This is a genomic window from Kitasatospora sp. NBC_01250 (assembly GCF_036226465.1).
Taxonomy (GTDB): Bacteria; Actinomycetota; Actinomycetes; order Streptomycetales; family Streptomycetaceae; genus Kitasatospora.
Window position 1 is genome coordinate 2927789 of sequence record NZ_CP108476.1, and the last position, 21385, is coordinate 2949173.

The following is a 21385-nucleotide window of genomic DNA, read 5'->3' on the forward strand; positions in this document are numbered from 1 at the left end:
GGCACTCCCACCGGTCGTGCGGTGCGGCCCTCCGGCGCCGTGACGGCCTGGCGCACCGCCCTTCGGACGCTCGCCTCCTGCGCGTGCTGCAGCGTGGTGTCGCGGTACTCCGTCCGCTTCTGGTCGTTGGTGGACAGGTCGATCGGGTCGAACGGCAGGTTGGCCCCGTTGTAGGGCCACATCCCCGGCCGGTTGTAGATGTGGCTCTCGCTGGTGAGGAGGATCCCCCGGTTGAGGGGGTATCCCTGGTGGAGTTCACCCGGGGGGCTCGTCTGATCGAGACCGACCAGGTACTGGCTCGCCTCGCTGAAGGACTCGCCGATCCGGTCGTACATCCCGGGGGCGAGGCCCATGGACTGCAGCCAGGTCTCGGTGGGCACCGGGCCTTCGGGGTGGATCGACGGGTCGAAGACCATCTCCTTCCCGGTGTCCTCGCCCCCGGCGCTCTGACCCTCGGTGCTCTGGCCCTCGGTGCTCTGACCCTCGGGAGTCTGGCCCTCCTCCCGCACCCGGACAGCCACCGCGACGTGGTAGCCCCAGTTGACCTCCGCGGGCATGCCCGGGAGCGCGGTCCGGGCGTTCCCGGAACGCACCATGAGGGACTGCTTCGGCGCTGCGGGCGTACCGGTCCAGTACGTGATGAAGATCTTCTTGTTGGCGATGCCCAGGCTGTTGAGGTGCATGGCCATCTGGTGCGCCCGGTTGAAGCAGCCGTCCTCGGGGTGGTCGAACGGGACCGTCAGTCCCGGCTCGGGCACCCCGGCGATGCTCTCCGGTCGCAGCTCGATGAACCGGCGGGCGAAGATCTCCTGGAACGCGTCGCGGGCGCGCTGCTCCGTCACGACCTGCTCCAGCACCGGCTGCTGCGGCTCGGCGGGCGGCTGCGCGGCAGGCTGCTGCTCGGCGGGCGGCTGCTGCTCGTGCTGCTGCTCGTGCTGCCCGGCCGGGGGCTGCTCGTGGTGGGGAGCGGCAGGCGGGTTCGCCGAGGAGCCGGAGGGCGACTCCTCGGGCATCGGCGCCGCGGGGTGGGTGGGCTCGTGCTCGCCGGGCGCCGGCGTGTCGCCGACCGTCGGGAGTGACTGCTCCTCGCGGGTGGTCAGGGGGTGGTCGCGCAACGGCGCGCCGTCCTCGCTGAGCGTCTCGATCTCGCTCAGGTAGCGGTGCGGGAGAGCCTTGGTGAGCGGGGTGAGGACATCCGCCATCAACCCGGTCCGCTGCGACTTCGCCGCCGTGTTGCGGAACAGCGAGGTGCTGCTGCGGTACTCGTCCCGCAGGCCCGCGTAGTGCAGCAGCTCGTGCAGCACCACCGCATTGCTGTGCTTGAGGTCCAGGTGGAGCTGGTCGGCCCGGCCCGGGCGGCCGGTGACGGGCGACACCGGCGCGTCGGTCAGCTCGATCGCCTCGCCGTGCCCGGGGGCGTGGCTGAAGCTCACCTCGAAGTGCACCTGGTCGCCCGAACGCGGCAGCACATGGCCGATGTTGAGGTGCCGGTCGAGCAGGTCACGGGCCCGCTGCTGGAAGCCCTCCAGCTGGTCGTGCGACATGCCCGTGCCGTACTTCACCGGCAGGTGGAAGGAGACCACCCGCACCCAGCGCCCGTCGTCCGCCTGGATCCGCCGCACCGTGTTACGGACGTACACCATCCGGCCGTCGAGCAGACCCGGCCGACGGTTCTCGAACGGCTTGTCCGACGGAGCGAACCGCTCGGTGTGCCGCACCACCGCCGGCGCCGAACCACGCCGGTGCTGCCACTGGTCGACGGTGACCGGATGCTCCACCGGCTGCGCCCACCGCGAAGCCTGCTCCGCGGCGACCAGGTCGTGCAGGGTGCCCGACAGGTTCTCCGGAACGTACAGGCTCTCGGTGTGGTCGGGTGCGGGCGCGCCGGGGTGCGTGACCTGGGTCAGCTGGTGCTGGTCGGTCGTGTCGGTCCTGACGACCGGCTCCAGGGGCTGGCCGGTGCTGTCGAGGCCAACGGTGGGGCCGATCGCGAGCCCACCGGTCCCGTCGTACACGACCGTGGCCGCGACCGGGAGCGGGTTGCCGTTGTGCTGCAACTGGATCACGGCGTCCGTCGGGTCGCCGGTGTCGAGCGCGAAGTTGACGGTGGTGCTGGTGGTGCCGGCCGGCTGGATGACCTGGCTGTTCCGGTCGAGGACCGTCACGGCCGTGGTGACCGTGAGGATCGGGTTGCCCTGGTCGTCCAGCAGCGTGCGGCTGGTGTGCGTCACCGGGGGCTGGCCCTGCGCTCCCCAGAGGACGGCGCTGGCCCTCATCGGCAGTAGGCCGGCGAAGGGGTCCTGAGCGGTGTGGACCGGGATCAGTGGCTGACCGTTGCTGCTGAGCAGCGTCTGCGTCGGCCCCAAGTCGTGGCTGTAGAGCGCGACCGTGCTGGCGGCCGGCTGCGTGTGGTCTGTGGTGTGCGGGTAGAGCGTGGACCTGACCGTGACCAACCGCAGCGGATTGCCGTGCTGATCGAGGAGCTGACGGGTGGTGTGCGGTCCTGGCACGGTGACGGCCTGCCGCAGCTGGGCGAGGCGCGGGACCTCCAGTGCGTGGTCCGTCACCTCCGTGCGGTAGTCCATGAAGCGGGTGAAGAACGCCGGCTCGTGCAGCCTGATCGCCGGGTACGGCTGGCCGTTGTTGTCGTACTCCGGCGCGAGGTAGACGTCGCTCTCGGTGGTGCAGACGACCGCCCTGTTGAGGGGGTAGCTCCGTACGGTCGGCTGGCCCGCGTAGCGCGTGCCCAGGTTCTGGAGCGCCTCGTTGAAGGACTCGCCGATCCGGTCGTACGTCCCCGGGGTGACACCCATCGACTGCAGCCACTCGTCCGTGGTCACCAGGTGGGTGGAGTTGATCGACGGATCGACGACCATCTCCCTGGGGACGGTCGAGCCGTGCTCCAGCACCTGGACGACCACCGCGACGTGGTAGCCCCAGTTGATCGGGCCCGGCCAGCCCGGGAGCGCGGTGCGGCTGAGGTCGGACGACACCGCGAGGGCCTCGGAGTAGTTCGTCGGCGTACCGGTCCGGTAGGTGACGAAGATCTTCTTGCACTGGACGCCCTGGGCATCGAGGTGCAGGGCCATCTGGTGCGCCCGGTTGTAGCACCCGTCGTCGGGGTGGTCGAAGGAGATCGGCAAGTCGGCTTCGTTGACGGCGAAGGGGTCCGGGGGTGGCGCGGTGGCGGCCCGGGCCACGAGGTCGTGGAACAGCGTGTCGGCCTGCTGACGGCTGATCGCGAACCGGACGGCGCCCGGCATCGGGGCGGTGATCCGGTGCTCGGGGACCTCCGGGTAGCGCGCGGCGCCGGTGTCCTCCGGCAGGCGTGGGCCGAGCTTCTCCGGGGTCGCGGCACCGTGGCTGATCCTGAGCCAGTTGCCGCCCTCCGTGATCACCGGACGACCGGCGGCGGTGAGCCCGACCTTGGCGGTCACCAGCAGGTGGCCGTTGACCCCGCGGTCGGCCGCGCCCTGCTCGGTGAGCGCGTCGCTGAACCAGACCGGACCGTCGGCCGCGTACGCCACGGCCTTGGTCAGGCCCGCGTCCCACAGGTGCTGCATGACCTCCTGGGCGTACCCGCCGTTCAGCTCCGAGTTGAGGTCGCAGGCGACGAAGCGCAGCGGCTTGTCCTCGTCCCAGAGGCCTTCGTCGCGGAGCCTGAGCAGCTCGCGGGCGATGTCCATGGGTGCCAGTGCGGCGTGGTCCAGCACGGGCAGGCCGTCGACCGTGTGCATGGCGAGGGTGAGGTACTTGTCGGCGTCCGGGAACCGGCCGAACACCTCGCGGGTCAGGTGGTTCCAGTCGCCGTGCCGGGTGCCGATCCAGTAGGTGTGCGGCTGCTGGGGGATCGCGACCAGGTCGGTCGCCCGGGGAGCCTCGTGGTTCCAGGCCTGCCGCACCTCCTGCCGGGTGACGGCGTGGCCCGGGCGCTTGAGGGTGTCGACCAGCCCGACCAGCCGGTCGAGGTCGCGGGGCGCGACCGGGTGCGTCTCCGCCGAGCCGTTCAGCCGGCGGACGTAGCGCTCCAGGTCGGCCTTGGTGAGCTGGCGGTCGGCGTCGAGCCCCAGCTCCTCACGGGCCAGGTCGGCAGTACGGCGCACCTTGGTGAGCTCGTCCAGGGTCACCCGCTCGGGCGTTCCGGTCAGCTCCAGGGTGAGCTTGGCGGTGCGCCAGGCGTGCTCGGTCGCCGCGCGGCGGGCCTCGGGCCCGGCGATCAGGTCGGTGACCTGACCGGCGAGCCCGCGCCGGTGGTCGGCACCGATGTGCTCGGCCAGCGGCCACAGGTCCTCGTGGGTCTTCAGCTCGGGCACGTTGGCGAGCTTGGTCAGCACCTCGTGCAACGCCCGGTTCTCGTCACCGTCGTGCGGGAACGGCGGCGGCGGGGGCGTCGACTCGGTGGCGACGACCACCTCGAACGGATCCGTCCGCTGCTGCCCGTGCGGCGCGGACAGCTCGAAGGAGGCGCCCGGCTTGATCAGGACCTCCTTCTCGCCCGCGCTGACCGAGAACGGCTCGATGTCGTAGGCGCTGCCGCCGCCCTTCAGCTCGAACTGGATCAGCACCTTGTGGGTGGTGGGGAGTTGCTTGCGGCCGTTCGCGAAGCTCTCGGCCACCGAGCGGTCGGTGCTGGTGCTGAGGAAGTCGCGGTTGACCAGCCTGCTGCTCAGCAGCCGGCCGCTGAACGCCGAGTCCCGCCGCAGCCAGCCGCGGTCGCCGCGCCACAGCGGCTGCGACACCGGCGGCAGCTTCTCCAGCGACTCCTTGATCAGCTCGGTGTGGACCAGCAGCTCCCGCTCGATCTCGGGGACCAGCTTCGGTATCGCCAGCGCAAGTTGAGTCTTCTGCTCGAGCGTCCGGTTCCTCGGCTGGGTGTTGTTCAGCAGTGCCTTGAGGGTCGGGTTCTCCTTGAGGATGGAGGGCACCTGGTTCAGCAGCTTGTCGTCCAGCAGGCTCTTGACCTGGAACGCCAGCGCGGCCTGCCGGGTGGCCGGGCCGTGCCGCAGCAGCACGTTGATCAGCGGGAAGGTCGGCCCGGTGTAGACGGCCAGCGCCTCGAAGTGCGCCACCGTCAGCTTGTCCAGGAGTTCGGCGGCCGTCAGGTTGTTGTGGGCCAGCCAGTCGGTGACGCCCTGCTTCACGTCGGGATCGCCGTCGCGCGCGGCCTCGAACTGCTGCCGGTTCTGCCGGGCCTTGACCATCTTGTCGTCGAAGTAACCGCCCTGCTCACGAGGGGTGTTGACCAGGGCGTCGTAGCCGTGCTCGTGCGGCAGCATGCCCTCCACCGCCACCTGCTCCCGCACCTCCTGCTGCGAGACGCCCGGGATGTGCTGGTACATCGTCGCCGCGTCCGCCAGCGCGTGCGGCGGCAGCGGCGGCAGCTCGTCCAGCAGTTCGGCGCCCTTGAGGATCTCGTACAGCGAGTGGTCACCGACCGGCAGCATCCATCCGATCAGCGCGAGCAGCATCTCCTGCGAGCTGGTGTTCTCGACCTTGAGCAGCTTGAAGGCGTTCAGCATCTTCGCCGTGGTGGCCGAGATGCCGGTGCTCAGCGCCATGCCCTTGTCGTCGTGGGCCCCGGCGTACCAGCCGGTCTTGTCGTTGAGCCGGTAGAGGTCCGCGCCGGCCTGCCACTGCAGCCCGACCCGGCCGTCGGGCCCGGTCTGGAACGCCGCTTCGCGCGAACTCAGCGGCATACCGCGCCGGTTGAGCTCGTCGACGGTCAGGGTGTTGAGCGCGTCCTCCCGCCGGACCCGGGCCTTCAGGCTGCTCAGGTACTCCGCGGCGTTCTTCAGCGGCGCATCGCCCTGCTTGATGACGCCCGCGGTGGCGAAGAAGTCCTTCTGCGCCATCGTGCCGACGCCGGGCAGCTTCTCCAGGGTGGCGCGCAGCCCGCCGTTGAGGAAGTCCGACTGCGCACGCACCTCGTGCAGGTCCAGCCCCATGGCGCTGGCGCGCGCCTCGTCGTTCTTCGCCAGGACGTCCAGCAGGACGGCCTTGAGGCCGAGCAGCGAGTCCTTGGCGTAGGCCGCGTTGAAGAACGCGGTCATCAGCTCCCTGGGGTTGCCGTTCCGCAGCATCTCGTGGAACTGCTCCAGGGACAGGTTCTCACCGACCTGTCCGGCCGAGCCCTTGTCGTCCTTGAGGAAGACCTGGGCGACCTGCGCCTCGTCCAGCTCCGGATGGGCGGCCTTCAGCGCCTCGAAGAGCCGGCGCACGCTGTTGCCCGCCGCCTGCCGGGCCTTCGGGTGCCGGAACGCGAATGCGCCGAGGCTCTCCTCGAACTCCTTGGCGTGCGCCGCATAGTGGTCGTTCGCGTAGAGCGGCTGCTTGGGCAGGCCGAACACCGTCGCCCCGCCCTCCGGGATGGGGCGCACGATCTGCTGGGCACCGGTGGCCTGCTCGTGCGGCTCGACCGGCAGGTCGGTCGCCGTCAGCCTGGCGTCCCGGCCCGCGGGCAGCGTGATCCGCCGGAAGTGCCCGTCCGGGGTGACCACCGGGTGGCCGGCCGCGTCGAAGCCGACCGCCGAGCCCACCAGCATCCGGCTCCGGCCGTCCGGTGTGTGCTCCGGCCTGATCACCCAGAGCTGTCCGGCGGGCGCCAGCGACTCCAGCGCCATGTCGGGGCGCCGCTTGTGGATCTCCTTCAGCACCGAGGCGGCGAAGGAGGCCTCGGCATGCGGCTCGGTGCGCGGGGTGTCCGGTGCACCGGCCGGGCGCCGGGTGTCGCTGGTGCCCGCGTCACAGCCCAGCAGCCGCAGCGGGCGGCCGTCCCAGACGCCCCGGTCGTGGAGGTCGAGCAGCACGTCGGCCAGCTCCGCCGCCGACACCGGGCGGCCTTCCCAGGTCGGGCCGCCGTGGCCGCTCGTGCTGTGGTACGCGAGGGTGAACGAGTCGGGGTCCGGCGTGATGTGGGCGAGCGCCTCCTCGATCTCCCGCCGGCTGCGCAGGGTGCTCTCGCTCTCGTCCCCCTTCAGCGGCTCGATCGGCCAGTGCACGTCGGCCGGCCCGTGGCCGGTCGCCAGGGCGCGGGCCATGTCCGCGACCCGGGCGACGCCGCTGTGGTTCTCCGGGGTGAAGAAGACCTGCCGGTCGCTCGCCACCACGGTCGGCGTGGTGTCCGCCTTCGGGATCTCCAGCTCGACCGGGACCAGGCCGCGCTCGACCCACTCCTTGTCGCCCTTCTTGAAGGTCAGCTCGACCTGCGCGCTGCCCTCGTAGCGGATCATCTCGGTCGGGATCTTCGCGCCGGCCACCACCTTGCCGCCGGTGCCCTCGCTCGCCCCCTCGCGCCCGCGGTGGCTCAGACCGGCGCTGGCCGTCGCGGTGACGTCGTAGCCGCCCCGCAGTTCGCTCTGCGCCCCGAACTGCAGCTGGCCGCTCTCCTGCTGCCAGTCCAGGCGGATGTGCCGCGCACCGCCCGAGCTCTCGTTCGCCGGGCTCAGGGCGGCCTTCTTGTTCTCGCCCTGGTAGTCCAGGTGGACGACCTTGAAGGTCGCCTTGACGCTCAGGTCGTCGACGAGCCGGCGGTGGCCCGAGGAGGGCGTCGAGAAGGTCGTGCCGAACCGGGCCGAGAGCTGGGCGTGGCTGTGCGAGTTCCGGGTCAGCGCCTCGATCGACTTCCAGTCCCGGCGGCCGAAGGCGCGCGGGCCGTAGTTCCTCATCAGGTCCCGCACGCCGGAGGAGTCCTGGATCCAGCGCAGCACGTCCACGTCCCGCAGGCCGTGGGTGAAGACCCCCGACGGCGGTGCGTACACGGTCTTCTGCGGCACCGGCTGATGCTCGGTGAGCGCGGTGTGCTCGGTCGCGGGAGCGTGCTCGGTGGTCGGGGTGTGCTCGACCGGCAGCCGGTACCGGCCGGACTCGGCCAGCACCTTGACGCCGACCTCGACCCTGGCGTGGTACTGCTGGTAGAAGCCGATCCGCGCGACGATGCCCTTGCCGGCGTCGAGCACCTTCTTGAACGGGCTCGCCTGCTCGGACTCGCCCCGGGAGCGCTCGGCCTGCCACCTGCGCGCCCAGCCCGGCAGCACCTTGTCGGGGCTCGCCACCTTCACCAGCGGGCTGCGCTCGATGCGGACCTTCAGCCGGACCGTGCCGTCCAGGGCATCGGCCGCCAGCTTGGCCTTGACGGCCGTGCCGGTGCTGGACGACCCGCTCTGCTGGTCCAGGTGGTCGACGCCCCGGGCACCGGTCACGCTGACGCCGCCGGTCAGCGCCGTGCCGGTGCCCAGCGGGTCGCTGGTGCCCAGCAGGGCCACGGTGATCGCGTTCGCGTGGCCGCCGCCGGTGTTGGTCGCGCCGTCCGAGCTGGTGAGCGAAGTCTGGGCGCTGGTCCCGGTGTTGAACTCGACCTCGGGGGCGTCACCCTCGTGCGTCAGGGTGGCCAGCTCGGCCGAGACCCACGCCTTGGCGCCGTTGTGCGTCACCAGGATCTCGTGGCCCGACATCATCGGCTTGAGCAGCGCGTGCAGCCGCTCGAAGTCCAGCTCCGCCGCCAGCTTCGTCTTCATCCCCGGCCAGTCGAAGCCGAGGACCTTCTTCCCCCAGGTGTCCATCCGGTCGATGACCGCGTCCACCTGGCGCTGCCCGGGGCGCACCTCGGTGAGCGGGACGACGCTGGTCACGATGTCGGAGGAGCCGAGCCGGCCGCCCCGCGCGTCGATCAGGTTCGGCGCTGCCGGCGGTTCGGGCTGCCCCGCGGCGACCGCCGCCTGCGCCGCCCGCTCCGCCTCCCGCTGCGCCTCGTCCCGGACCACGTCGCGGTGCGGCACCGCGACCACGGCCGGCACGTCGACGTCCGGCGGCTTGGGCAGGGCCCGGCTCAGCCGCTTGGGCCGGAAGGTGATGTCGAACTTCGCGTTCCCGTCGAAGAGATCGGCCGCTTCGACGCTCTTGCCACGGCTCCCGGTGCCGCCGGTCCGGTCGACGCTCAGCCCCCGCACCGAGTCCGTCGTGCGGGCGTACTCGCCGCTGGCCGTCAGGTGCCAGCCGTTGCCCTTGACCGCGATCTTCATCTTGGTGCGGGTGAGCTTGTCCCAGGTGAACCCGGCCGAGGTGCGCTGCTGGCCGCCCAGCTCGAACTCGAAGCCCGTCACGGACTCCTGGTGCGCGAAGCGGTCCAGCCTGGCCTTCACCACCACGTCGCCGTGCCAGCCGCCGTAGTCGACGGGGACGCGGATGTCCCCGCCCCGGCTCAGCCGGGACAGCGCCGACTTGAGCGCGAACGGGTCGAGCCGCTGGGCGAGGTCCCCGGCCAGCTCCGCCGGCACCCTCCCGAGCTGGTCGGTCAGAGTGTTCTTCACCGCGGCGAGCACCTTGTGGCCGCCGTTGCCCAGGCTGACCAGCACGTCGGAGTGGTCCAGCCGGCCGCCCGCCAGCCGCTTCGGAGCGTTCGGCGCCTGCACCGACGACGTGTCGGACTGCTGGTCGGACTGCTGCTCAGCATGCTCCCCGACGTGCTGGTCGGACTGCTCCTCCGCCTGCTCCTCGGTCCGCCGGGCCGGGCCGGTGAAGACGCCGCCCGCGCCCTGGTCGTTCGCACCCTCCGGGTGGTTGTGGGTGAGCTTCTGCTCCAGGCCGAGCTCGGCCCGGAGCTCGATCGGGTCCACCGGCGCGGTGCGGTCGCCGTGGCTGAACGTCAGCTCCAGCTCGACCTTGGAGTCGAAGAGCTCCTGCGGACTGCGGAACTTGCCGCTCGCGTAGCTCTTGGTGGACTCGCCGTCCCGCCAGCCGTCGCGGTCGCGGACCTCGCGGCTGACCGTGGGGCTGATCTGCAGGCTGTCCTTCAGCGCCTTCCCGTGGATGTCCCTGAGCTCCTCCTCCTGCTTCAGCGGGATCTTGCCGCCGCCCTGCACCTGGACGCTCTTGGTGTCGGAGAGCAGGCGACGGGAGGACTGGAAGATGCTGCTCTCGCGCACCGTGTTCAGGTCGGCCAGCTCCTGGGGCCGCTTGTGCGCCATCTCCGTCACCTTGGCGACCAGCGAGATGTGCACGTTCTTCAGCGGTCCGGCCGTCACCTCGGGGGTGTGCAGCGAGACCTTGCGCGTCATCGCGGTCAGGTGGGCGGAGACGGAGGAGTGCGAGAAGGTCTGCAGGACCTCACCGCGGATCTCCCGCCAGCGCTTCTCGCCGAGCAGTTCCCGCCCGGCCCGGTCCAACTGGGTGTGCAGCGGGGAGATGTCGCGCAGGTCGCGGACGGTGGTGGTGTCGGGCAGACCCGTGGTGTCCGGGTCCTCGCTCCAGACCTCGTCCGGCGGGCTCGGGTACTCGACGGTGGTCTCGGACTCGGAGACCGACTCGGAGACCGACTCGGAGACGGAGCTGGAGTCGGGCTCGGTGGTGGCCGCGGGCCCGGACGGGTGGAGGGGGGTCAGCTCGATCTCGTCGGGCGCCGTCTCGTGCTGGGTCGCCTCGGGAACCTCGGGGACCATGGGCGCCTCTGGCGCCTCGGGAACCTCGAAGACGGGCGGCCGCGAGCGCTCCTGGGTCAGCGGGTCGGTGGTGATCGCCACCTCCTGCGCCTCTGCCCGGTCGACCACGGCCCGGAAGCCCAGGCCGGCCAGCGCCGTCTCCTCCTTGACGGAGCCGACGCGCGTGGTCTGCCGGAACTCGATCTGCAGCCTCGCCTCGCCCTGGTAGACGACGGCGGGCGACTTGAGCTTGGTGGTGAGCGCCAGGTCGTCGCCGGTGCCCTTCAGGTCGACCTTGTCCCGGCCGAACCGCAGGCCGCCACTGCCGCCGCCGTAGCCCGCCTTCGCGGCGCCGTTGCCGGTGCCGGGGAACGGCAGCTGCAGGCTGTCGCTGTCGGTGGCCTGCTTCGCCTGCGAACGGGAGGTCGCGGTACCGATGGTGAACTCGGTGGTCGGCAGGTTGTCCACCTGCTGCATCTTCGCGACGGTGGCCCGCTTGAAGGTGATCACGGAGCTGGGACGGTTGAGCCCGCCCGACTCGGCGGACCGCTCCTGCCCCGGCAGCAGGTTCTTGACGTCCCGGGCCAACTGGCTCACGCCGCTCCTGCTGACCAGCGCGGGGCCGACCAGCTCGACGGAGTGCTCCTGGCCCGACATCAGGCCCTTGAGCTCCTGGTGCAGCGTGACCAGGTCGACCTCGTCGACCAGCTTGGCCCTGAGGTCGGGCCACTCGCTGCCGAAGAACTCCCGGGCCTGCTCGTCGAACTGCGCGACGAAGTCGTCGAACTGATGCTGCGGCGCCCCCTCGCCAGGGGCCGCGGTCACGGGCGTCTCGGCCGGGTCCTTGAGGACCCAGACGTCACTGACGATGTGCGAACCGGCCAGCCGGTGCTGCTCGACGACCTGCGTGGGGACCGTGAAGTGCTGGTCGAGGACCTTCGGCTCGCTGCCGGTCTCCCGGACCGGAACGGCCACCTGACCGGTGAGCTCCAGCGGATCCTGGTGGGTCACCGCCACGGGACGGTCGACCCCGAAGTGCTTGGCGTCGCGGAACTCCACCGCGAGGTTGAACCTGGTCCGGAAGAGCGCGGCCGGCTCGACGGTCTTGCCCCGGGCGATGGTCCGGCTGGCGTCGACGCTGCTCTTGCCGCGCATCCAGCCGTGCTGGTAGGCGAGCGCCTCGGTGAGGTCACCGTTGCTGCCGAACTTGAACTTCGCCTGCCCGCCCAGGCTCAACTGCCAGAGCGTGTCACCGGTGATGCCCACCGAGGACTGGTGCTCCGTGCCGTACTCGAACTCGAACTTGTCGACCGTCTCCAGGTACTCGCCGCCCTCGACCGAGGCCCGGACCCGGACGGTGCCCGACCAGTTGCCGGCCGAGAACGGCACCTCCCAGGCATCGCCGCGGGAGAGCGCGGACAGCTTCGGCTGCAGGGTGTCGCTGCCGAACAGGTACTCGGCCAGGGTCCGCGCGGCCGGCTCGTCGCCGTGCAGCGCCTGGGAGAACCGCTGGGTGAGCTGGTCGATGACGGCCTCGTCGTGGTCCAGACCGCGCAGCACGTCATAGGCGGCCAGGTGGTGGTCCGCGAACCGCTGAGGGGCCTCGGGGCCGGTCGGCCGCTCCGGGGCCGGGGCGTGCGGGGGGACGAGGGTGGGGGCGGGGGCGACGACCAGCTCGGTGATCTCGTCGTGCTGGGGCTGGTGGGTGACCTGCTGCTGGGCGGCCTGGTCGTGCTGGGGCTGCTGGGCGACCTGCTCCTGGGTGACCTGCTCCTGCTGGGTGACCGGCTCGTCCTGCTGCTGCGTGACGTGCTGGTCCGGCTCCTGCTCCTGCTGCTGTTCGGTGACCTGCTGCTGGGCCTCCTCGACGACCTCCCGGTGCTCCTGCTCGGCCTCCACGTGCTGCTGGACGGCCTGCTGCTGCTCGGCGACCTGCTCCTGCTCGTGCTGCTGCTCCGACTCGTGCGCGGACGCGAGCCACGGCTCCACGTCCGGCCGGGTCAGCGGGTCCTCCACCGACGAGTCCGTGAGCGGACGCGCCGGCTCCGGCCCGAAGTCCGGCTCGGCCTGCGGCTCCGCCTCGAACCCGTCCTCCGACTCCGACTCGTGCCCGGGTTCGAGCCACGGCTCCACGTCCGGCCGGGTCAGCGGATCCTCCACCGACGGATCGGTCAGCGGCCGGGCCGGCTCCGGCTCCGGCCCCCTCTTCGCGGCGCCGGCCCCGAACTTGACCGCGCCGGGTATGTCCCCGGTGATCCTGTCCTCGGCCGCGGGCAGGTAGTTGTCCGGGCGCGGACGCGAGCCGCCCTCCAGCGGCAGGGTGGCGCCCAGCCGCTCGGTGACCGGTTCGAGCGAACCGTCCTTGGGCCGGCTGAACTTGATCCAGTGACCGCCCGGCACCAGCACCTGGCGGCCGTTGGCGTCGAAGCCGAGCTTCGCCGTGACCACCAGGTCGCCCGCCCCGGGGCCGTCGTGCGTGCCGGGGGTCGGCACCTTCGGGGCGAACCAGACCGGCGCGTCAGCCGCGTAGGCGTCCGCGGTGGCTCCGTGCTTCCACAGCTCGGTCATCACCTCGGCCAGATAGGCCGAGTCGATCCTGCCCAGGTCGCAGGCGACGAACTGCAGCGGCGTGGCACGGTCCCAATCGGCCATCCCCAGCAGCTCGTTCGCCAGCTCGACGGCCGGGATCGGCTCGCCGTTGCGCGTCGGCACACCGTCCCTGGTGTGCATCGCCACCGGCTGGAACCGGTCGTCCGCCGGGAAGTTGGCGAACACCTCGCCGGTCAGCCGCAGTTGCTCCGGGTGCGCGTCCCCGATCCACGCCACCCGCGGCCGCGGCCCCGGCCCTGCGGCGGCGTCGTGCGCCGAGTGGTCCGTGCTCCCGCCACCCCAGGCGGCCGCCACCTCCTGGCCGGTGACCCGGCGACCCGGCTGCTTGAGCCCGGCCACCGTCTCCACCAGCCGCTGCCGGTCCGCGGGACTGACCCGGGCATCGTCCGGCGAGCCGTTCAACTTCCGGATGTAGCTGTCCAGTTCATCCTTGCCGACCTGGGCGTCGTGCTTGAGGCCCAGGTCCGCACGGACCACGTCCGCCGCTCGCCGCACGGCCGTCAGCTGCTCGACGGTCAGGCTGTCCACGCCGCCGTGCAGATCGGCCGCCAGCCGGCCCGTCCACCAGGTCCGCAGGCCCGCGGCACGGATCGCCGCGCCCGGCAGCAGCAGGTGGGTGACCTGCGCGGAGCCCGACGCCCCGTGCCCGGCCCCGATCTTCTCCGCCAGCGGCCACAGGTCCTCGCGGCGCTCCACCCGCGTCACGCCCGCCAGGTCGGCCAGCGCGGAGGACAGCTCCTGCGCGTCCGCCCGGTTCACCGCCGGGTTCGGGCCGTTCTCGGCCGGGAACTCGGGATCGCGCTCCTTGGCGCTGACCACTTCGTAGGGCTTGGGGTTGTACGCCTCGTCCGTCTCACCGGCCCGGCGCCCGGTCACCTTGAACGAGCTCCCGGGCTCGACCAGCACCTCCTTCTCGGGAGGCATCACCGAGAACGCCGAGACGTCCCGCCCGGCCCCGGCGCCGCTCAGCTCGATCTCCATCAGGATCCGGTGCGCGGCCGGGTGGGGCTTCGCGGACTGCGTGAAGTTCTTGCCGACGCTCTGCTCGCGGCTGGTGCTCATCAGGTCGTTGTTCTCCAGCGACCTCGCCCTCGAGCCCACGGCCGTGCCGCCGCGGTAGACCGTGCCCTTGACCGGCGGCAGCTGCTTCAGCGCCTCCTTGACCAGCTCGATGTGCTCCCGCATCTCCTTCTCGATGGCGGGCATCAGCCGGTCGGCGATCTCGTCCATCTTCGCCAGGCGTTCGGCCTTCTGCTGGCCCGTCAGCCGGTGCAGCGGCTGCCGCACCAGGTCCCGCAGGTCCGGGTGGTCCTTCAGCACGGCCGGGACGTCCTTGGGGAGCATCCGGAGCACCTTGTGGGCCTCGCTGCGCAGCACCAGCTGGCTCATCCGGCCGGGGGCCCTCATCAGCGGGTTGATCAGCTTGAAGGCCGGACCGGTGTACACCGCCAGCGCCTCGAAGTGCGCCGGAGTCATCGTCCGCAGCACCTCGGCCGCGGTCATCCCGTTGTCCGCCAGCCAGCGGTCCAGCTGATCGATCAGCTCCTGCGTGTCCCGGCCGCGACCAGCCCGGTTGCCGTCCGCGATCGCCTGGAAGGCCGCCCGACGGGCACGCACCTTCGCCAGCGATCCCGAACCCGGCTCACCGAAGCCGGAGTCCGCCGGCGGCAGCGCCGCCAGCTCCTCCTTCAGCTGACGCAGCGACTCCTGCCGACCCTCGTCGTGACCCAGGGCCTCGGCCGCCTCGACGACCCCGATCCGCGTCTCCAGATCCGCCCTGCGCTCCCGCAGGTTGACCTTGTCGTGGTAGACCACCTCGTGCGGGAGCATGCCGTTCTCGCCCACCTGGGCCCGCAGCTGGTCCGGCGTGATGCCGGGCAGGTGCTGGAGCATGGTGGCCGCGTCGTCCAGCGCGCCCGACGGCAGGTCCAGCTTCTCGCCCGACAGCTCGATGCCCTTGAGGATCTCGTAGACCGAGTGGTCGCCCGGGGTGAGCATCCACCCGAAGAGCGCCAGCGTCATGTCCTTCGGCGAGACCCCCTCGACGTCCAGCACCTTGTAGCCGCCCATCATCTTGGCGGCGGTCGCGGAGAGGCCGGCGATGGTCGACAGGCCCTTGTCGGCGGTCTGCTTGGTCCAGGAGTTCTCCTTGAGCGCCAGTGCGTCGCGGCCCGCGTGCCAGGTGAGCGAGCGCTGCGGCCCCTGCGGGCTCTGCGGGTCCTGCTGCCGGTTCTGGAACTCGGTCTCGCGCGGGCTGAGCGACGCGCCGAGCAGGTCGTAGTCGGACGGCAGGTGGTTGAGGGTCCGCTGATCGGCGGGGATCACCTTCCGCGCCGAGTTGCTCTTGAGGTACTCCAGGGCCTTGCCCGAGCGGGCCATCGAGGCACCGGTGGCGAACGGGTCCTTCGCGAAGGTGTACTCCCGCTTGCTGGTGAACGTGTTGACGGAAGCGTCCAGCAGCGAGCGGACGTTGCTGTTCAGGAAGTCGCCGTGGGCCTTCAACTCATGGAGATTGAGGCCGAGTTGCTCACCCCTCTGCAGGTCGCGGGAGCCGGCCACCTCGACGAGCAGGTTCTTGAGGTTGAACCTGGAGTCGTTGACGTAGGCCGCGTTGTAGAACGCCGTCATCAGCTCGCGCGGGTTGCCGTGGGCGAGCATCTCGGTGAACTCGTCCAGCGTCAGGTGCGTGCCGACCTGGCCGGCCGAGCTCACCGCGTCGTTGAGGAAGACCTTGTAGACCGTCTCCCCGGTCGGGTCCTCGTGGGCCGCCTTCAGCACCTCGAAGAGCCGGGTGACGACCCCGCGCGCCGCCTTCACCGCTTCGGGACGGCCGTAGGCGTAGCCGCCCAGCCGGGTCTCGAACTCCTTGGACTTGGTGACGTACGCCGGGTCCTTGTAGAGCTCGCGGTTGGCGCCGAACGCGACGACACCCTTGAACAGCGTGTCGATCTCGTCCTTGGTGGCCACCTCCCGGTAGCCCTCCGGCACCCCGGACTCCACCACCGGGGCCTTGGCCAGGCCGGAGCTGTACTCCTGCCAGTGGCCGGCGCCGAAGACCACCGGGCGCCCGTCGGCGTCGTAGCCGACGTGCTGCGCCACCACCAGCTCGCCCGCGCCGCCGGTGCGGCTGGGCGCGAACAGGACCGGCCCGTTCGCCGCCTTCGCGTCCATGCCCAGCCCGTGCTCGGCGCGCATGGTGTCGACCACGGCATGCACGTACGCCTCGTGGTCGTGGGCAAGCCCACAGGCCACGAAGCGCACCGGGACGGTGTTGTCCCAGCGGTCGTCGAGGTACGCCTGGTGGAGGTCCTCGACCACCTGGGCGACGGAGGCCAGCGGGCCGTCCTTGCCGACCTCCAGGGCGATGACGAAGTGCTCCTTGTCGACCGGGAAGTCGTAGAGCGCCTCCTCCATCCGCGGATTGGCGAGGTCGACGTACGCGAGGTCGGGGAGCCGGCTCTGCGGCTCCTGCCGCTCGTCCGGCCGCTGGGGGGCCTCCTGCCGCGCCGGCGCGGTGCCGTTGAGGATGTCCTCGATCGTGGCGACGCGCCGCTCGCTCTCCGAGGCCTCGACGTGCTCCTCGGCGTGCTGCTGCTCGGTGTGCGGTTCCTCGGCGTGCTGCTGCTCGGCGTGCTGCTCCTCGGTCGGCTCCGCGGATTCGGTGCGCCGCTCGACCGGCCGTTCCTGGTGCGCGAAGACGTCCCCGTCCGCGCGCTCGTGCTCGCGCCAGCGGGCCGTGTCCAGGTCTCCCGGGCCCCACAGCTCGTGGTACTTGTCGAAGAAGTCCGCGCCGTACTCGCGCTTGAGGTCGGCGATCGCCGCCTCGGTGGCGCTGTGGCCCGCGGCCTTCGCCGCCTCGCTCCCGCTGTGCTCCGCGGCGAGGTCCTCGAAGCCCTCGGCCGCGTCCTTGAGCGCGGGCATGACCTCGGTCTCGAAGAGGACATGCGACGTCAACAGGGCGTCGAGGTCCGCCTGGAGGGCCTTCCAGCCCCCCGCGGACTCGGGAGCCCCGAGGTCCCCCGACTGCCGGGACAGCTTCTCGTAGGCCTCGACGGCCTGGCGGACACGGCCCTGGCTGAGGTCACCCGGCCGCCGGAACATCTTCTCGAAGGCTTCGCCGACCCGGCGGACGTGGGCCTGCCGGACCCGCTCACGGCTCCCCGGGGGGAGCCCGCCGCGCGTTGCGGCGTCGCCGGCGGCCGCCTCGGCGTTCCTCGTCATGGCCTGACGGGCGGCCTCGAGGTTCAGCCGGTCGTACAGGCGCTTGGGGTCGGTGAGTTCGGCGATCTTCTTGGCGAGATCGGCCTCGGCGGCAGCGGGGGCCTTGCCTTCGGTGCCGGGCTCGGCGGCGGCCCCGTCGGACTCGCCGGGGGCAGTGCTCTTGTCGCGGACGTCGAGTTCGACGACCTCCTCGCCGGGCTCGACGGAGACCGTCCTCCGGTCGCCCCTGAGCAGGCTCAGGTGGACGGTGACCTGCTCGTCCAGCTCCTTCGCCAGCTCGCGGCCGACCACGCCGCGCGCCTGGTGGATCTGCAGGTCGGTCAGTCCGAGGGTCTTGGCCAGCTCCGGGACGAGCCGGTCCTGGCCGCCGTCCTTGCCCCAGGTCGAGACGGCCTTCTCGGTGGCCTCGACGGCCCGGCGGATCGCCGCCTCCCGCGTCGCCTGGACGGCGAACTCGTGCGGCAGCCCGTCGGCGTGGGCGGCCAGCGCCCGCGCGAAGTGGCCGGCGGCCGAGCGGGTCGAGCCGGCGATCTCCTCGAAGTCGGCGGAGAGCTTGTCGCGCAGCGACTCCTTGATCAGCTCCAGGCTCTCCTCGGAGAGCTCGGCCTTCTCCGGGAGCTTGACGGAGGCCAGCAGTTCGCTGTCCGTCTCGTCGACGCGCGAACGCCAGGACCGTGCGGTCTCCGTCGTCAGGCGCTCGACCTGGTCCAGCGCCGTCTCGTAGTCGGCCCGCAGGTCGAGGTCGTGATTCAGTCGGGTGAGCATCCCCGCCAGCTCCCGCTGGGCGGCCCTGGCGTTGCCCTCCTGGGCGGCGTCCTCCGGCTTGGCGTACAGCTCGGTGACGGCCTTCTCGGCGTCGTTGCGGAACCGGCCGGACATCTCACGACGGATCTTGGCCAGGGTGGTCGGCGGGATGTCCCTGCGGGCCCCGCCGGTCGGCGCCTCGCCCTCGCCGCCGTCGCCCAGGCGACGGGACGGGGTGCCCCACAGCGTCACCGCGCGGTCGAAGCGCTCCATCGCGACCTGCAGCGCCGCCTCGCGGACACCGGCGAGCCGGGCCAGCCCGTCCAGTTCGGCGAGCACCTGCTCGCGCTCCTCCGGACGAGCCTTCAGCTGCTCGTACATCAGGTTCTTGGCCCGCTGCCGGACCGCCTCGGCGACCCGCTGGTCGACGCCCCCGGGCAGGCTGCGACCGACGGACTCGGTCAGCTTCGCCTCGGCCTCCGCGTCCGCCGGGGCGGCCGGCTGCTCGCCGTCCTCGGGGCTCGGCGACGGGTTCTTGAGCGCTTCGCGGAGCTTGGCGTCGTACGCGTCCTGCAGGTCGCGCTGCGCCTGCTGCCACTGCTCGGCGCGCTCGTCGACCTCCTTGCGCCGAGCCTCCGGCACGCTCTTGGTGAACTCGGGCGCGGGCGTGTAGTGGTACGAGCGGGTGGGCTCGGGCTGCGGCTGCTGCGGGTCGGGCTGCTCGTTGGTCTCGTGGACCGGCGGCACCGGGCCCTGGTGCTGCTGCGACGGGTCCGTGTGCCCGGACTGGTTGGGCTGGTCGGACTCGTGGGTCTGCTCGGGCTGCCGAGGCTGGTCGGGCTGGTCGGGCTGGTCGGGCTGGTCGGGCTGGTGGATTCGATACGTCTGCTGCGGCTGGCCGGGCCGGCCGATCTGCTCGGTCACCACCCTCTCGCGGGGCCCGGACGGCACGATGGGCGGGTCGCTGTGGTGGGGTGCGCGGGGCGCAGTGGGCAGCTCGGCCGAGTTCGGCTGCTGCTCGTGGTCCACCGAGGTCTGCGGCCGCTCGGACGCCTTGGGCGGCGCCGGGACCTCGGGCAGCTCCGACGCCTTCGGCTGCTCGGACGGCTTGGGCTCCGACAGCCTGGGCTCCGGCGCCGGTTCGCGATGCGTGGGCGCGGGCGTGGGCGAGTCCGAGGAGGTCATCCGCGGCCGCGCCGGAGCGGGGATCTCGCTCCCGGCGGTGGCCGTCTTCGGCTCGGTGGCCGGCGGCTGCTCGGTCTGCTCGTGCTGCTGCTCCTGCCCGCCCCCGGGCGAGACCGTCGACCGCCGCTGCGGCGCCCCCACCGGCTCCTCGCCGGACGAATGCGTCGAGCCGGACGACTCCGTCGGGCCGGCGGAGTAGGTCGGCGGCGCCTCGGCGGGGGTGTACTCCGGCAGTCGCTCGGGGGAGTACGCCGGCAGCTGCTCCTCCTCGCCCGCGGACTGCGTCCTCGGCCGGCCGGAGGCGGACCCCGACGCCGACCCCGACTTCCTCCCCGACCCCTCGTTCTCCCCCTCCTGCGTGCTCCTGGGCCGCGGCACCGGGAACGGCGCCGAGTGCCCGCTGAGGTTGCCCAGCAGCGAGATCAGGGTGAGCGGGTGCAGCGGTCCGTAGAACTTCCCGCTCGCGCCCTTGTTCTCCTCCTCCAGATAGTCCTTCGCCCACGCCACGTACTTCTTGCCGAACGTGTGGTCGGCCGCCACGTGGAGCCCGTGCCCGAGGGCCCCCATGCCGATGCCCGACACGAAGGTCTGCCAGGTGAGCGAGAAGGTGTGGTCGTCGCCGAAGGTGAGGTTGTAGAAGCCCTCGGTCAGGCTGTTGTGCACCCCGCTCTTCAGGTAGTCGCCGAGTGCGGCGCCCAGCTTGAACAGCGGGGTGTTGCCGCCGACCTTGTCGAGCAGGCCGGGCACCTGCTTGGCCAGCGTGTCGATCGCACCGCCGTGCATCCCCGCGTTCTTGAGGACGTCGCGCATCCCGCCGTCCAGGGTGCCGAGCCCCTTGGCCTCGGCGGCCCTGGCCGTGGCCAGCACCTTGCCGAAGTCCTTGCCGAGCTGCTGCGACTCCTCCTTGCCGAGCAGACCGCTGAGGTGCTCCTGGAACACCTTGCCCATCTCGCCCTCGAACTTGGCGAGCGCCTTCTCGTCCAACTTCTCGGCGGCGGACATGAAGTGGGTGCCGAACTCGTGGGAGAAGCGGCCGATCGTCTGGCCCAGCTCACGGCCGAACTTCTGGGCGGCCTCCTTCTCCAGCCAGGCCTCGCCGTCCTTGGTCGCCCGCGACAGGCCTTCGGACATTACGTGGGACACCGACTCGGCGGTCTTCTCCGCCTGGGCGATGGCCGCCTTCTGAGCCGCGGTGGTCTTCTCCGCCGCGGCCTCCGCGGTTTTCTCCGCGGACTGCTCGGCCTTCCGCGCCGCCGTCTGCTGGATCTCCCTGGCCGCGCTGCTCTCGGCCGCATTGGCGGCGTCCTTCTCGACGGTCTTGGCGGCATCGTTGGAGACGGTCTTGAGGCCGTCCTTCTCGACGGTCTTGAGCAGGTCGTTCTCGATGGTCTTGAGCGCGTCCGAGGAGAGCGTCTTGAGCCCGTCCTTGGCGAGTCCGTTCGACAGGTCCTTGAACGCGGTTTCGAGCGCGTCCTTGCCCAGGCTCTTGCCGATCGTGTTCTTGAAGAGCTTGCCCAGCGCGCCGCCGAGCAGGTCGAGCGGTCCGCCGATGAGGCCGTTGAGCGCACCGAACTCCAGTGCCTGGAGGGTGGACTTGGTGTCCCAGTCGCTCCAACTCTTGTGCCCCTCGGCGATCTGCACCATCTGGATGATCGCGTCCAGGCCCACGCCGCCCACGATGCTCAGGAAGGTGTGCATGGCGATCTTGTCGAGCAGCCAGGCGAAGATCTTGCGGATGATCCCTTCCGCGATCAGCTTCTCGGCCACGATCTCGCCCAGGGAGGCGCCGCCGGTGAACGGCGCCCAGGCGATCGCCCAGGCGATCTCGGCCAGCAGCTGGACCAGCTGGGCGATCGTCATCCACTTCGCGTACTCGACCTGGTTGGCGGTGTCGTGCGCGGTCTTCGCCAGGTCGGCGGCCTGCTTGCCGGCCGCGCTGAGGTAGTCGTCGCCACCGCCGTTGCCGATCAGCTGGCCCATGGTCGAGACGAACGCGTCGGCCGCCTGGCCCTCGATCTGGGTGGTGCAGTAGTACACCAACTGGGCTATGTCGTCCCTCAGTTGGGGCATGTCCTGAGAGACGTCGTTGTAGTCGTCGCCCACGGCGCGCAGCTTGTCCTCGTCCGCCTGCGGCCACTGCATGCCGGTCAGGCCCGAAAAGAGCTTGGCGAGCCCGTCCGAGATCTCAATCGACATGCGGGTGGCACTCCTGG

1 protein-coding gene (only partly in view) is annotated in these 21385 nt (G+C 71.4%); it reads right to left on the reverse strand.

Annotation, left to right across the window (positions count from 1 at the left end; translation table 11 throughout):
• A protein-coding gene (locus OG500_RS11805; protein ID WP_329579515.1) for a protein-glutamine glutaminase family protein crosses the window boundary here: on the reverse strand, positions 1 to 21368 show its 5' portion. 13744 nt of this gene lie to the left of the window's left edge; only the first 21368 of its 35112 coding nucleotides appear in the window; its start codon is at positions 21366 to 21368; its stop codon lies beyond the left edge, outside the window.
• Positions 21369 to 21385: the final 17 nt, after the last annotated feature.